Source organism: Capnocytophaga canis, assembly GCF_043187445.1.
Lineage (GTDB): Bacteria > Bacteroidota > Bacteroidia > Flavobacteriales > Flavobacteriaceae > Capnocytophaga > Capnocytophaga canis.
In genome coordinates this window covers 746,055-760,698 of the sequence record NZ_CP171121.1, presented here as the reverse complement: position 1 = coordinate 760,698, position 14,644 = coordinate 746,055, and the positions used below count along the sequence as shown (strand labels likewise).

The following is a 14,644-nucleotide window of genomic DNA, read 5'->3' as shown; positions in this document are numbered from 1 at the left end:
ATAAGTAAAGATTATTAGCAACTACATTCCATACCGTTGTTTTTAATAAGCAACTTAGAACTTGCTTTTACACTTAAATTATTTTCGAAACGACTAATTTTTCAACCTCCACGATTTGTTGATTGATATTGTTTAGATCTATTTTTATGGGTGTATGCACGTAAAAGGTTATTTTATTTCCCAATCCCATTGGAAAAGCACCGTATTTGAGTACTTTCCATGAGTTGTTAATTGTCAAAGGCACTACATATCCATCAGGCATTTGTGACATAATGGCTTCTAATCCTTTGGTTTTGAAAGGTTTTGGTTTTCCGTCACGCCTTCGTGTTCCTTCAGGAAAAATAAACCCAGCATCATTGTTTGCTTGTAATGATTTACCAAATTCTATTAGCTGAGGTATAGCATTTTGTGGCTTACTTCGGTCAATTAATACTGAGCCATTATGGCGTAGGTTTATTGTTATACTTGGAGTTCCATTGCCTAATTCTTTTTTACCTACGAAGCGAATCGCATATTTTCGTAAAAACCAAATCAAGGGAGGAATGTCATACACACTCTGGTGGTTGGCAACAAAAATCAGCGGTGTGTTTTCAGGTAAAGGAGATTCAAATGTTAAATAAGAACGATTGCCTGTCATCCACATTACGTGTACTAACAAGAAATTCAAAAAATCGACTACTGCTTTATGCGTTTTTCTACCAAAAGCGTGAATCGCAATCCATTGTATTGGATGGAAAATAAGAAGTAAACTCCCAAAAATGAGATAATGCAAAGCACTAAGCGGGTAGGATATTATTTTCATAGGATATAAAATAAAACAGTTTATCCCAAAAGGGTTGGTTTCATTCCAAACTTGCGAGGAATAATTTGCATTATTGACTTACAAAAATTCCTCGCTCTTTCGGAATGATAGTGCTATACAAATTTGATTTTTCTAACACCTGTGTGGATTTCTGATTAACAGAACTCGTCGTAAGCCTGTTTCAAATTATCCGAAATAGTTTCAGCATAACGTCCTTCGATGTGATGACGCTCTAACATATGCACTAATTCTCCATCTTTAAATAAAGCTATGCTAGGCGATGATGGAGGGAAAGGGAACATGAAATTACGAGCTTCTTCCGTTGCCTCACGGTCAACTCCTGCAAAAACGGTTGTTAAATGATCAGGTTTTCTTGCGTTTTGAAGACTCTCAATCACTGCTGGACGTGCGTTACGTGCCGCACAACCACACACCGAATTCACTACAACTAAGGTTGTTCCCGATTGTTTCAATGCTTCCTTAACGGCATCAACCGTTTTTAATTCTTGAAAACCAACATTTGTTAGCTCTTCTATCATTGGTTTTACCAACTCTGGTGGATACATAATTTTACTTTTTTTTAGTTAGGGAGCAAAGATATGAAATTAATTTGAATTATAAGTTTTTTGTGATAGTAGGGTTGCTGAGAGAAGAATATATCTATTCGATTTTGTTCGATTCGCTTCGTTTTTTTTGGTTTTTCAAAAAATATCCTTACTTTTATCGCAAACAAATTGATTCTGATTATGAAATACGAAAAAAAATCTACCGGAAATCTTCAAAATTTAGAGAACTCTTCACAGAAAATCCACGAGTCGCTCAAAGCCTTGAACGAACGTTACTACAACATTAATTCCTTGGCAAGATATATCGATATTTATCGGCTTTCTCAAAATGACCCCATTGAATTTTGGGAAACTATTGCCAATAACAATTTCCAATGGCGTAAGAAATGGGACTCTGTGTTAGAATGGGATAAAGAGAAAAGCGAGGTAAAATGGTTTTCAGGAGCAACGCTCAACATCACCGAGAATTGTATTGATCGACATTTAGCACATCGAGGCGAACAAACTGCGATTATCTGGGAACCAAACGATCCTAAAGCTCCTGTTAGGAAGTTAACATACAATGACTTAGCCAGAAATGTTTACCGAATGGCAAACGTACTGAAATCCCAAGGTATAAAAAAAGGAGACCGCGTGTGCATTTATCTTCCAATGATTCCAGAACTAGCAATTGCTGTGTTAGCATGTGCGAGAATTGGAGCTGTACATTCGGTAGTCTTTGCAGGGTTTTCATCGTCTTCATTAGCATCACGTATCAATGATGCTGACTGTAAAATGGTTATCACGGCAGACGGTGGATTGAGAGGAGAGAAAACAATACCTTTAAAAAATATTGTTGATGAAGCTCTTAAAGAATGTCAATGTGTTGAAAAAGTGTTAGTGGTGGAACATACGCACCAACAAGTTACAATGCACTCTAATCGTGATATGTGGTTAGCACCTTTATTTCAAGAGGCTTCTGAATTTTGTCCCGCTGAAACAATGGAGGCGGAAGATATGCTTTTTATCCTATATACTTCAGGGTCAACGGGCAAGCCTAAAGGAATCGTACATACAACCGCAGGATATATGGTCTATTCAGCTTTTACCTTTAAGAATATTTTTCAATATTCGGATGGCGACGTGTATTGGTGTACGGCCGACATTGGCTGGATAACGGGACATAGCTACATCGTTTATGGGCCACTTTTGAATGGAGCTACAACTGTAATTTTTGAAGGTATACCTTCTTACCCTGATTTTGGACGTTTTTGGGAAGTTGTTGATAAACATAAAGTTAGTCAATTCTACACAGCTCCAACTGCAATCCGTTCCTTAGCTAAGCAGTCGTTGGAGTTTCCTCAGAAATACGATTTGTCATCATTAAAAATTTTAGGATCGGTTGGAGAGCCTATCAATGAAGAGGCATGGCACTGGTACAACGATCACATTGGTAAAAAACGTTGTCCAATTACCGATACGTGGTGGCAAACCGAAACAGGCGGTATCATGATTGCTCCTATTCCGTTTGCAACACCAACCAAACCAACCTACGCCACTTTTCCTTTACCTGGGATTTTCCCTGTTCTGATGCAAGAAAATAAAGAAGAAGTTACTGAAAATTCTCGAGAAGGACATTTGTGTATTGCATTTCCTTGGCCGGGAATGGCTCGAACCGTTTATGGAGATCATCAGCGATATATTGACACTTATTTTTCGGCATATGAAGGAAAATATTTTACGGGTGACGGAGCTTTTCGTGATGAGGTTGGTTACTACCGAATTACGGGACGTGTGGATGATGTAATCATTGTTTCTGGTCATAATTTAGGAACAGCTCCTATCGAAGATGCTATCAATGAACATCCTGCTGTTGCAGAGTCGGCCATTGTAGGTTTTCCTCACGACATCAAAGGAAATGCTCTTTACGGTTTTGTGATTCTTAAAGATGAAACACGTGTGCATGACAATGTGCGTCGTGAAATCAATCAACTCATAGCTGATAAAATTGGAGCCATTGCTAAATTAGATAAAATACAGTTTGTTACTGGTTTACCTCGTACCCGTAGTGGAAAAATCATGCGTCGTATTTTGCGAAAAATAGCATCTAATGATGTATCGAACTTGGGCGATACAACTACTTTGGTGAACCCTGAAATCATCGAAGATATTATCAAAAATGCTCTATAAAGTTAATGGAATGTTTTAGTTACAAAAAACACGTTTGATACATGTAATTTTCTGTGTATCAAGTTGTTTTAACTTTTGTAATATAGCTCAGTACGACAAAAAAAATGCCGTATTGAGCTATTACATATACGCAACTGAAACGTATCCGATTAACATTCCAATAAAGAAAGATGTTGCAAAGTACAAGAATGTGAGTATCAATGATTTAAATATAGTTTTCGAAATGGGTTCCTCATATAAAATTTTGTTAGAAATTGTAAAATAAGTGACCAGTCCAGCCATGCAAATTACATACAATATCCAAAAAAAAGTATTTAGTCCACTCCATAAAAATATTCCCATCAAAATGCTTGTAAATAAATAGATTACCGTATGCAAATGCAAGGAATGAATTAGGTGTATGTACATTTTTTTGTATTTTTTTCGAAAGAAAATAAGCAACAATAGGGACACAAAAGGCATCATTAAAAGCATAGTGTAGGATGTGATAGATAAGTATTTCGCTATTTGTGTATCCGTAAACTCCGTCATCTGGGTTACAGTTCCGAAGGTAAAAATGCCCACTTGCTTGATCAAATTGCGGAGCTTGATATGTTCAAAACGGTCAAGCTCTTTCCATTTTGTTGTAATTAAGGAATCTGTTTGGGAACTATTTTCGTAAACGGTTTTTAATTCTTTGAGAGTAAGTTGATATCTTCCCACCCCAATAGTATCAAACTCAGGTTTTTTATTGAGAAATACTACATAGCTGGAAGCAATTTTTTGACTTCCTATACTAAATTGATTATCCAAAACTCCTACTCGAAAATCTGAGAATATATTTTTATCCGCCCAATTGTTGAAAGTTTTCCTGTTTAGATTATTCCATTTGTTTTTATGTTTGAAAATACTGTCAATAAATGATTTAATTTGGTCAGAATTTGCATCTTTTAGTTGCATATATTCAGCCTCCGTAATTTTCAATTGCGTGGACGTTACCGACTTATTAATACTTGTGAACAGACGTTGCATGAAACCCGAATGTGAAGCTTTTTGAAAAGAAAAACTCAAAATCACAAAGAAAATGAAGGAAAAAAATAAATACAATTTGAAAGGAGGTACAAAACGAATGCGTTTTCCTTCTACGTATTGTTTGGTAATTTGTCCTGGGCGTAAGATTGTTTTGAGTGTGTTCCAAATTTTATTGTCAAAGTTGATGAACGACCCAAAAAAATCACTTGTTAATTCTTTGATAGAGAAATCATTATAATGGTTCTCTTGTCCACAATTATGGCAAAAATTATCCTGTGCCGAGAGCATCGTTTTGCAATTTGGACATTGACTAATTCGTTTTCTTCTCTTCATAAGTACTATCGCAGACTTTTATTGATATCTTCAATATACTGTAATAGCTCTTCTTTTCCCAATCTACTCTCCGATGAAGTGACAAAATATGGTGGAAATTCCTCCCAAGTTTCGAGTAGAGTTTGTCTGTATGCTTCTACATTTCGCTCAATAGCATTGGGTTTTAGTTTGTCGGCTTTGGTAAAGATAATTGCGAACGGAATGCTATTTTCCCCTAACCAGTGCATGAATTCTAAATCGATTTTCTGAGGTTCGTGACGCACATCTACCAAAACAAAAGCACAAACCAACTGATGGCGTTTTTCAAAGTACTGTGTAATAAACTTTTGAAATACTTTTTTGGTGCTTTTTGAAACACGTGCATATCCATATCCAGGCAAGTCTACCAAAAACCAATTATTATTGATTTTGAAATGATTGATAAGTTGTGTTTTTCCAGGTCTGCCAGAAGTTTTTGCCAGATTCTTGTTGTTTGTGAGCATATTAATCAACGAAGATTTCCCTACGTTTGATCTTCCAATGAAGGCATACTCTGGAAGTGGTTCGTTAGGGCATTTACTTACATCGGAATTACTGACAACAAATTCTGCTTTGGTAATAATCATTTTTTTCTAAAAGTTTATTGGATTAAAAGCGAAAAATCACTGTATTTAGTGATTTTCCTTCTTAATTTAATGTATATTCTGTTTAATAAGCCAACTGTTTAGCAGTTCGTTAAACTTATCTGGATGTTCCATCATAGGGGCATGTCCACACTTGTCAATCCAGAATAACTCTGAATTGGGTAATAATTCGTGAAACTCCTCAGCCACACGCGGTGGCGTTACAATATCGTTTCTGCCCCAAATTAGGCAAACGGGAGTTGTCATCTTTGGTAAATCTTTTGCCATATTATGGCGAATAGCACTTTTAGCAAGAGCCAATGTTTTGATGAGTTTTCCTCGATCGTTGACGTCTCTAAATGCTTCATCTACAATCTCTTTGGTAGCGATAGCAGGGTCGTAAAACACCTCTTCACACTTCTTTTTGATAAACTCATAATCACCTCGGCGAGGGTAGCCATCGCCCATAGCACTTTCATAAAGACCTGAACTTCCTGTCAATATAAGGGCTTTCACACGATTTGGGTGTAATTTAGTATAAAGTAAACCAACGTGTCCGCCTAAGGAGTTCCCCAACAGGATTACTTCCTCAAAATTTTTGTGCTTTATGAATTTGTGTAAAAATTTCGATAAAGTTTTAACAGATGTGGTAAGTAAAGACATTGAAAACAAGGGTAACTGAGGAATCACTACTTTATAGTTAGCTTTCGAAAAAAAAGAAATTACACCTTCAAAATTACTTAATCCGCCCATCAGCCCATGTAAGAGGATTATTGGGGTTCCTTCCCCTTTTTCAATGTATGAAAATTTTCCTTCTTGTTTTACTTCTGTTGTCATCTATTTTAAATGGAATTTTGTAAGCAAATATACTACTTAAATTCAAATTACACAGAAAAATCACATGTTTTTTTATTCAAAATCACATATTTTTTTGTTTTCTGTCATTTATTATGAAATTAACCGCTGATTTTTAACATTTTAAGTGTTTAAAAGTGATTTGTCTCAATGTATAACCATATTAAATAAAATTGTAAGCGAAATTAACAGACAGAATATTTTTAATGATAGTAATAGACGTTGTTAACGTGTGATGTGGTGGTAATTGAATTATGCAACACTCTGTTTGTCAATTATTTATTTTATTTTTTATAAGTAATCCGACCACTAAGTTATAGCTTTGTACGCCGTGTTGTTGTTTGTTTGCTTTTAGAAAAGCGTCGTAACTGGCTTTGAAAATTGGCTCAGCTTTGTTTTCGTACTGCATCCAAAATTCCCGAACTTCTTTATAATTTTTGAAAATTCCCTTGTTAACTTTCGATGTAAATTCGTCGTATTTTTCAGGATTTACTTTGTAGACTTCGTTCAGCAGATAACGTAAGCCAAACAGCGAAGCACTGTATTTAAAATATTGATTTTCACTTTTTTGTGCAGATAAATATCCCAAATAATTAGCTTCATCCTCAGCGGCATACCCCATTTGGTGAGCAATTTCGTGACAGGCTGTAACTGGAAGTGAGTAGCCTATGAGTTTTCCATTAACTTGAGCCTCGTTTGTGAATGGATTCAAGTAACCGCTGTAGCCCATGTAGGTCAAAAAGGCGCTGTACAGGGAAGGTTTAACGCTTTTTATACTGACAAAATCGGTGATTTTTTCGTAACCTAATGGATAACTTTGGTATGCAAGTTTATATATTTCTTTGTGAGAAAGCGTAAAATCTACCTTAACAGAATCCTCTTTTGCTAAGATTTTATGCAGGTTATTTGCTTCATTAACAAATAGTTGTGTAGCTTTATAAAGCTCTTCTTCGGTGTACTTTGTGTCTATCTGTAAAGTTTCGGACAGAGGTTTTCGAAAATAATTGAACCCCCAAAGGAAGAAAAAAGCAAACATCACCAACGCTACAAAAAAAAGTAATTTATCGAAAAACCAAAGTGGGCGTTTCCACAGATTCTTGCCCTTTCTCAGGATAAAATAAAGGATGTAACCTATTGAAATTGTGTAAAAAATGTCACCGAATGAAAACGGTAACCACCCCCATGTATAATGTTGAATGATGGCGATGTATGGATATATTCCTGTACTGTAAATGGATTCGGTCAATTCAGAATTGTTGCGAAAAACAATCCAGATACTCACAAAAAAAATGTAAAAAACATACTTGAGTTTCATTGATGATTTTAAGGTTTAGTATATAGATTTGAAATATTTTTGCAAATTAAGAGAGCAGCCAAGTAGCAAATTAACTTCTAAAGCACTAAAATTTACTCCTCAATTTCCAAAGAAACGATACGCTATAAACTGGTTTATTTGCGTGTATTAAAAAGTGACTTTTCTTTTGTTTTTTGCAAAAGTACAGATTTTTATGATTAACTTTGTACGCATATACGAAAAATAATTTATTAAACAACATTATATGAGTACAGAAATACGAAATTTAGATCCAAAGGCTTTGTGGGAGAATTTTGCAGATCTTAATGCAGTGCCACGTCCATCAAAAAAGGAGGAGAAAGTTATTGCTTTTATGATGGATTTTGGAAAAAAACTGAACCTCGAAACATTAAAAGACGAAGTTGGTAACGTAATTATCAAAAAACCAGCCACCAAAGGGATGGAAAATCGCAAAACTGTAGTGTTGCAATCTCATCTGGACATGGTGCATCAAAAAAATAACGACACTATTTTTGATTTTGACACGGAAGGTATCAAAATGAGAATTGATGGTGATTGGGTTAAAGCAGAAGGAACTACACTTGGTGCTGATAACGGAATTGGTGTGGCTGCCATTATGGCAATTCTGCAAAGTACTGATATTGCTCATCCTGCCATTGAAGCTCTCTTTACTATTGATGAAGAAACGGGTATGACTGGGGCGATTGGACTCAAGGGAGGGTTGCTCAAAGGTGATATACTTCTGAATTTAGACACTGAAGAAGATGATGAAATCGACATAGGATGTGCTGGAGGAGTGGATGTTACTGCCTATCGCGAATATGACGAAGAGCAAACGCCTGATAACGTAACCTCCTATAAGATAACTGTAAAAGGATTACAAGGAGGGCATAGCGGAATGGATATTCATAAAGGATTCGGGAATGCTAACAAGATTATGAATCGCTTACTTTTCGACGGATTTGAAAATTTTGGACTTCGAATAGCCGAGCTTAATGGAGGAGGTTTGCGTAACGCTATCCCGCGAGAGAGTGTTGCGACCATAGTAGTAGATAAGGTGCAAAATGAGGCTTTTCAGTTTGAATTTCAACAACTTGTTAAAACTATTCAACACGAACTTGCTGTAACTGAACCGCAACTTGTTATCACGTTGGAAAACATAGCTACGCCTGAAAGGGTAATGGAGTTAGGAGTACAAGAAGGAATTTTGCGATCAATCTACACTGCCCATAACGGAGTATATGCCATGAGCCGAACCATAGAGGATTTGGTAGAAACGAGCAATAACATCGCAAGAGTAATTATCAAGGACGGAGAAATCAAGGTGTTATGCTTAACACGTTCGTCTGTAGAGTCAGCAAAATTCGATTTAGCAAATGCGTTGCGTTCAGCTTTCGAACTTTCAGGATGTGAAGTAACCTTTACAGGGAGTTATCCAGGTTGGGAACCAAATGTCAATGCTTCGATATTAAAGGTTCTCAAAGAGCAATACGAAATCCTTTTTGGTGAAAAACCTAACGTAGTAGCTTGTCATGCTGGGTTGGAATGTGGAATTTTAGGGCAAAACTATCCTGAAATGGAGATGATTAGCTTTGGGCCTACTATCCGAGGAGCTCATTCACCCGATGAAAAGGTAAGCATCTCTTCTGTACAGAAATTCTGGAAATATTTGTTAGAGATTTTGAAAAACACTCCACAGAAATAATCCCAATTGATGCGGAAGAACTGTTTTAAAAGGATTGATTTTTAGTAAAATGAGATGATTAAATAAAAAATGGCGCTTTTTTCGAAAAAAAAGCGCCATTTTTACATTTTTTGTATTATAGTTTAATGGTTAATACAGGTTTTGTTGCATGATTTACCAAATCACTGCTGATGCTTCCATTGAAGAAGTGAGCAATACCACGGCGTCCACTTGGGAACATACAAACCAAATCAACGTTATTTTCTGCAACATAGTTCAAAATTCCTGTTTCTACACGAATGTCGTTGTAAACATGTGTTTCAAATTTCTTAGCTGACACCTTATCCGTGGATGAGAGGAATTCTTTCATACGTTCGTTAATTTCCGTAGTAGTCAAAAATTGGTATGGAGTGTTCACATACACTAAATCAACCTTAGCATTGAATAATTTTGCAAACTTCACTGCTTTCTCAAAAGGTTTTAAGAATTTTTTTGAAAAATCACATGCGAACATAACGTGCTTAATTTGTAATTTTTCTTCTGGATTTTTGATTACCAACACAGGAACACTCGCCGAACGAATCACCTTTTCGGCATTTGATCCAATGAAAAGCTCCTTAGAGCCAGATGCCCCGTTGGAACCCATAAACACCAAATCTATATTATATTTCTCAATAGCCTCTTGAACAGCATCCGTTAATGGCTGTGTTTCTATAATATCCTTAATTTCAACATCCTCACCAATTTCTTTTTTAATGTCAGAGAAACGTTGTTTTGATAAGTTTAGAAAATACATCGCTTCGGGAATAGAAACCTCACTTTGAGTTACCAATCTAAAGGGTAATTCAAGAGCATGCAACAAAAAAATTTGTGCTTTTTGGCGTTTCGCTAAACCAATTGCCACTTTCAAAGAGGCGATTGATTTCTCAGAAAAATCGGTAGTAACAAGAATATTTTTCATTTCATCAGTTTTTACACATTAATAATCAGTTCATTCGGAATGATAAATCTCGTTAGTTTTTTATCCTTCCTTTTTCGTGTATAAAGATACGAATAAAATTCGAAAAATAAAAATATTGATGATTTTATTTTTTGTTTTTATTACTTTCGTTTTGCTTGGATTTCACATTGTATTCAAACATATGACGGTAGACCAGACCTTCAGTGATCAGTAAAAGGTGAATTGGTCATTAATACTAACACTTATCTACAAAACAAATATTTTTAGTAATAAAATACAAAATAGAGCAATTAAAAAGTTAAATAAGTGTAAAAAATATAATTTATAAAATTATTTTCGTATCATTGTAAAACAAATTTAAAAATCATTTTATGAAAAGAAACTTGTTTTTAGGTTTAGCATTAGTTATGCTAACAGCTTGTGGAAGCACAAAATCACCAGAATTGAAGCGTTTGGAAGCCAAAGAGGAAATTTTATCTTTGAATACCAAACTTAATAACTTAAAAATTGAATTAGAAAAAGAACGTATCGCAACAGCGGGATTTCGTGATGAAGTAGCAAAAATAAATGCTAATGCCGACGAGAAAACTTCTTCTTTTTCAAATTCTGATGACGCTTCGGATGCAGCTCAAAAAGCACGAAGAGCACGAACAGCTTTGAAGAAGGCACAAAAAGCTAATAGAAATTTGGCAAAAAGCGAAAGAAAAATGCAAAAAATACAACGAAACATTAGTAAGGTAGAGACCAAATTGGAAAAGCTCAATAAAAGCATTGAATTTGTACCCAATTCTGAAACAAACCCTGCTGACCAGTAATACAAAAAGAGGCTGTCCGAAAAGTAAAGTTTTGATAATTGAAGAAAATAAAGTGTTTATATTCAGGATGTTGAATATAAACTTTTCTTTAGAATTGACTTTTAAGGACAGCCTATTTTAAAGTTGAAATTAATGTATAAACATATGAGAAATATTCTTTTTGTACTAATACTTCTACCTATATTCGGACTAAAAGCTCAACAAAAAGGGAAAATCACTTACGAATTAGTGGTTACCAAAAATCCTGATGGGAAAAAGAAAAAAAACTCCGAACAATTTCAGTTAAATACAGAAGAAAATGCGTTACTTCTGAATAAAATGGAGATAGAGGTTTTTTTTGATGAGGAAAATTCGTATTTTCCAGCTATTATGGGATACGATGATAACAATGCCATGGCAGCTTTTGGTTTGAAAAAGGATATTTTTGTTTCCAATAGAGAAAAGGCGTCCTTTCTTCCAACTGACTATAATGGAGAAAAAGTCCTTAGAAGAAAGGGAAATTATGACTGGAAAATACACTCCGAAACGAAAAAAATTGGTAAATATCTTGTACATAAAGCCACCGCAAAATATTACAACAAAGAACTCATAGCTTGGTATGCTCCTGAATTTCCCTATTCCTATGGCCCTGTAGGTTTTTTTGGTTTGCCTGGTCTTATTTTGGAGATAGGCGTTAAAGAAGAACTTCTTTATGCTTACCGCTTCAAAAAACTACGATTCAGCAAAAAAAATCAAGTAAAAAAAGCACCAAATTTGAGAGTTGTTAGCTCCGAAGAAATGAACAAATACTACATCGAATATTACAAAAACCTAAAATTAAACTACCAAAATTTAATTGAAGAATCTAAGGAATAATACTGTTTTTTTTTTATTTTCTGTTTTGTTAGTGTTTCAGTGTTTGGACAGGAGCTAAATGGGTATGTAACAGATACTTTGAACAATCCATTGCAGAATGCCAACGTCATTGCTTTTCCGAAACAGCATGATGACAACACTCCCGTTTTCTCCATTTCGGATGAAAAAGGGAGATATCGACTGTTATTAAAACCAAAAGTCACATACGAAGTGAATGTTTCTTATTTAGGATTTGCTTTACAAACATTTGTGTATGAATCTACTAAGGGAGTGACTATTCATAACTTCCGATTAGTTCCTTCCACCGAAACCTTGGATGATGTTGAGGTTACCTACCAACGTCCCATAACTTTTCAAAAAGATACGACCACTTACTTGGTCGAAGCGTTTACCACAGGCAAGGAACGAAAATTAGAGGAGCAATTGCAAAAACTTCCTAATGTAGAGGTTAATTCGCAAGGAAATATTACGTTCAAAGGGAAGAATGTCAGTACTTTATTGATTGAAGACAAGCCTTTTTTTAGCGGAAGTACCACTTTGGGAGTGAAAAACATTCCTGCCGATGCGGTAGATAAAATTCAATTTATAGAGAATTACAACCAAGTCAGTTTTTTAAAGGATGTGACTGATAATAAGGAAATTGCGATCAATATAAAATTGCGAAAAAATAAGAAAGAATTTATTTTTGGAGACCTACAGGCGGGGTATGGAAATGCTGACTACGGGTTGCTTCATGCTGCGTTATTTTCTTATTCACCTGATTTTAGTGCTAATTATATTGGAGATTACAACAATTTTGGCTCTCATGTTTTTTCAAAAGAAGATGCCCGACGCTTTCAAGGAGGCATGAGTGCTTTCATCGAAAATCCTCACAGGAAAGATAATTTGGTTGAATTCACAACCGAAAATAACAATGTAATAAAAAATGAATCTTTACTGAATGCATTCAACGTAAACTTCATTCTAAATAGTAAATTTAATATCTCTGCATATGCCATTGTACATAAAAATACTATTGAAGAAAAAAGAAACTATTTTTATAATTATCTAGAAACGAATATTTTAGAAAATAGGCAACAACAAAAACAATTCAGAAATAATCTCGCTATGTTCAATTTTGAGTTGAATTTCACTCCAAAAATTGGAACAAAATGGAAATATAACATCCATAGTAATATCACTGAGAGTAAGGACATAAGTGACTTGCTATCAAATTACTACAATTTATCACAAAGCATATATTTCCCTCAAAAAAAGTTTGATATTGATCTGAAACAATATCTCGAAAGACATCAGTCTCATCACGCAAAATTAAAAACTACCTTTGTTGTTAATCACTCTTTTGAACGAAAATATATTGACAATCAATGGCTTTCTAATAAGCCAATGATGAATGATTTGCTGCCTATTTCAGTAGATAATTCGTATGATATTTCAAGTATAGAACGCACTGATAATCAATTATTCAATCTGTTATATAAACAATATCGAATAATTGACAACCGAAACCATGTTTACTTTTCGATTGGGAATAACTTATCAACAGCATCTCATCAATTGCACAGTTTCCAATCACTTACAAATGGGAGTACGAATGATTTTACTTCATCTGTGTTCACTAATTCTGTTGATTACTTGTTAAATGATAGTTTTTTCAATGTTGAATATAAGCTAAAAATAGGTAAATGGATAAATCGTTTCTCAAACAAAATAAGGTTTTATCAACTTGAAAACAAGTCACTTATAGGAAATGTGTCTTTTAATAAATGGGCTTATGAACCAGAGGTAAACTCTGAATATGATTTTAATTCCTCTGAAACTGTAGAAGGAAACTATAAACTCACAAATGAACTACCCAGCTTCAATAATCTAACGGAACATTACACTTTGAAGGATTTTAATATGCTCTTCAAAGGGAATAGCTTATTGCGTAATGAAGGGTATCATATTTTTAATTTAATGTATTACAAATCAAATATATATAAAAATTACTTTCTAACATCACTATTTAATTACACCCAAAAGAATAACCCTATCAGTTATGACGTGGTTCAGCAAAACGTCAATCAGTTTTATAGTCCCATACAGATGAAAACTCCCGAAAAGATGTGGTTTTTCAATCTGGTGGCAAACAAAAAAATAAGCGTTTTCCGATTTTTAATTTCCTCTTCTTTTAGAGGATTTTATTACAATCGTAATATAAATACAAAATCAGCGAATATTTCTCACAATGTTCAATCAATAAGTTTGATAACCAAAACGTTATCCTTAAAAAACTACGAGTTTAACGTAGGGTATTCACATCAATTTAACCAATTTAAAAGTAATTTTTCGGATAGTTTTCAAAGGCAATCCTTACAAATTGAAACCAAAATCAGTGCTGTGAAAAATTGTACGCTTGATATTGCCTACAAATGGCATAATCTCATAAAAACGAATGCTAAAAACCAATATAATGATTTAAAAGTAAGCGTTTTGTATCGAAAAGAGAAATCTCCTTTGGGCGTTGAAGTTAAAATTCACAATCTGTTAGATACCAAAGTAAACTATCAAAAAACAACGTCTGATTATTTGATTAGTGAACAAGAGATCAGTGTTTTACCTCGACTTTTCCTAATTTCATTGATTTATGACATATAGTGTGTGTATGTAAATCGTCTTTCTTTTCAAAATTCG

At 34.5% G+C, this 14,644-nt stretch carries 12 protein-coding genes; 5 read left to right on the top strand and 7 right to left on the bottom strand.

Annotated features, from left to right (window positions below):
• Window positions 1-73: 73 nt before the first annotated feature.
• Together ACF3OB_RS03385 and ACF3OB_RS03380 are read right to left on the bottom strand one after the other, a co-directional pair.
• Window positions 74-802 carry a 1-acyl-sn-glycerol-3-phosphate acyltransferase gene (locus ACF3OB_RS03385; RefSeq protein ID WP_042343514.1) on the bottom strand — a complete coding sequence of 243 codons (729 nt, stop codon included), beginning with the start codon at window positions 800-802 and terminating at the stop codon, window positions 74-76.
• A gap of 155 nt (window positions 803-957) precedes the next feature.
• Window positions 958-1,368 (bottom strand): BrxA/BrxB family bacilliredoxin, encoded by a 411-nt coding sequence (locus ACF3OB_RS03380; RefSeq protein ID WP_392448338.1) that lies wholly within the window; start codon window positions 1,366-1,368, stop codon window positions 958-960.
• Between the two features lie 180 nt (window positions 1,369-1,548).
• Between ACF3OB_RS03380 and acs the strand changes: the two genes are divergently transcribed.
• Window positions 1,549-3,537, top strand: coding sequence for an acetate--CoA ligase (acs, locus tag ACF3OB_RS03375; RefSeq protein ID WP_392448336.1), 1,989 nt, complete (start codon window positions 1,549-1,551; stop codon window positions 3,535-3,537).
• A gap of 120 nt (window positions 3,538-3,657) precedes the next feature.
• Here acs and ACF3OB_RS03370 read toward each other — a convergent pair whose 3' ends face one another.
• From ACF3OB_RS03370 to ACF3OB_RS03355, 4 genes are all read right to left on the bottom strand, one after another.
• A complete protein-coding gene (locus tag ACF3OB_RS03370) occupies window positions 3,658-4,881 on the bottom strand; it encodes a DUF3667 domain-containing protein (protein WP_392448334.1) in 1,224 nt (407 codons plus the stop codon).
• A gap of 5 nt (window positions 4,882-4,886) precedes the next feature.
• Entirely contained in the window at window positions 4,887-5,483 is a 597-nt protein-coding gene (yihA, locus tag ACF3OB_RS03365) for a ribosome biogenesis GTP-binding protein YihA/YsxC (RefSeq protein ID WP_042343532.1), read from the bottom strand.
• A gap of 69 nt (window positions 5,484-5,552) precedes the next feature.
• Window positions 5,553-6,320, bottom strand: a complete 768-nt coding sequence (locus ACF3OB_RS03360) for an alpha/beta fold hydrolase (RefSeq protein WP_042347800.1) — start codon at window positions 6,318-6,320, stop codon at window positions 5,553-5,555.
• A 289-nt stretch (window positions 6,321-6,609) separates the two neighbouring features.
• Complete coding sequence (locus ACF3OB_RS03355; protein ID WP_095912421.1) at window positions 6,610-7,653, bottom strand: DUF3810 domain-containing protein; 1,044 nt, start codon at window positions 7,651-7,653, stop codon at window positions 6,610-6,612.
• 244 nt (window positions 7,654-7,897) lie between these two features.
• On the opposite strand from ACF3OB_RS03355, the gene ACF3OB_RS03350 reads away from it, so the two are divergent.
• A complete protein-coding gene (locus tag ACF3OB_RS03350; protein WP_042007521.1) occupies window positions 7,898-9,358 on the top strand; it encodes an aminoacyl-histidine dipeptidase in 1,461 nt (486 codons plus the stop codon).
• Window positions 9,359-9,473: 115 nt separating this feature from the next.
• On the opposite strand, the gene ACF3OB_RS03345 is transcribed toward ACF3OB_RS03350, so the two are convergent.
• The gene (locus ACF3OB_RS03345; protein ID WP_042007519.1) at window positions 9,474-10,298 is read right to left on the bottom strand and encodes a universal stress protein; all 825 of its coding nucleotides are present in this window, start codon (window positions 10,296-10,298) and stop codon (window positions 9,474-9,476) included.
• Between the two features lie 371 nt (window positions 10,299-10,669).
• Here ACF3OB_RS03345 and ACF3OB_RS03340 point away from each other — a divergent pair, with 371 nt between their 5' ends.
• The 3 genes from ACF3OB_RS03340 to ACF3OB_RS03330 all read left to right on the top strand — a co-directional run bounded on the left by ACF3OB_RS03340 (window position 10,670) and on the right by ACF3OB_RS03330 (window position 14,608).
• Entirely contained in the window at window positions 10,670-11,113 is a 444-nt protein-coding gene (locus ACF3OB_RS03340; protein ID WP_095894151.1) for a SlyB protein, read from the top strand.
• 144 nt (window positions 11,114-11,257) lie between these two features.
• Window positions 11,258-11,968: a GLPGLI family protein gene (locus tag ACF3OB_RS03335; RefSeq protein ID WP_157909029.1), complete on the top strand. Its 711-nt coding sequence runs from the start codon at window positions 11,258-11,260 to the stop codon at window positions 11,966-11,968.
• A 39-nt stretch (window positions 11,969-12,007) separates the two neighbouring features.
• Entirely contained in the window at window positions 12,008-14,608 is a 2,601-nt protein-coding gene (locus tag ACF3OB_RS03330; RefSeq protein ID WP_392448331.1) for a carboxypeptidase regulatory-like domain-containing protein, read from the top strand.
• Window positions 14,609-14,644: the final 36 nt, after the last annotated feature.

Coding starts and splice junctions, on each gene's coding strand:
- ACF3OB_RS03345 (WP_042007519.1), bottom strand. CDS start 10,298: ATGAAAAATATTCTTGTTACTACCGATTTTTCTGAGAAATCAATCGCC.
- ACF3OB_RS03340 (WP_095894151.1), top strand. CDS start 10,670: ATGAAAAGAAACTTGTTTTTAGGTTTAGCATTAGTTATGCTAACAGCT.
- acs (WP_392448336.1), top strand. CDS start 1,549: ATGAAATACGAAAAAAAATCTACCGGAAATCTTCAAAATTTAGAGAAC.
- ACF3OB_RS03380 (WP_392448338.1), bottom strand. CDS start 1,368: ATGTATCCACCAGAGTTGGTAAAACCAATGATAGAAGAGCTAACAAAT.
- ACF3OB_RS03350 (WP_042007521.1), top strand. CDS start 7,898: ATGAGTACAGAAATACGAAATTTAGATCCAAAGGCTTTGTGGGAGAAT.
- ACF3OB_RS03370 (WP_392448334.1), bottom strand. CDS start 4,881: ATGAAGAGAAGAAAACGAATTAGTCAATGTCCAAATTGCAAAACGATG.
- ACF3OB_RS03360 (WP_042347800.1), bottom strand. CDS start 6,320: ATGACAACAGAAGTAAAACAAGAAGGAAAATTTTCATACATTGAAAAA.
- ACF3OB_RS03355 (WP_095912421.1), bottom strand. CDS start 7,653: ATGAAACTCAAGTATGTTTTTTACATTTTTTTTGTGAGTATCTGGATT.
- ACF3OB_RS03385 (WP_042343514.1), bottom strand. CDS start 802: ATGAAAATAATATCCTACCCGCTTAGTGCTTTGCATTATCTCATTTTT.
- ACF3OB_RS03335 (WP_157909029.1), top strand. CDS start 11,258: ATGAGAAATATTCTTTTTGTACTAATACTTCTACCTATATTCGGACTA.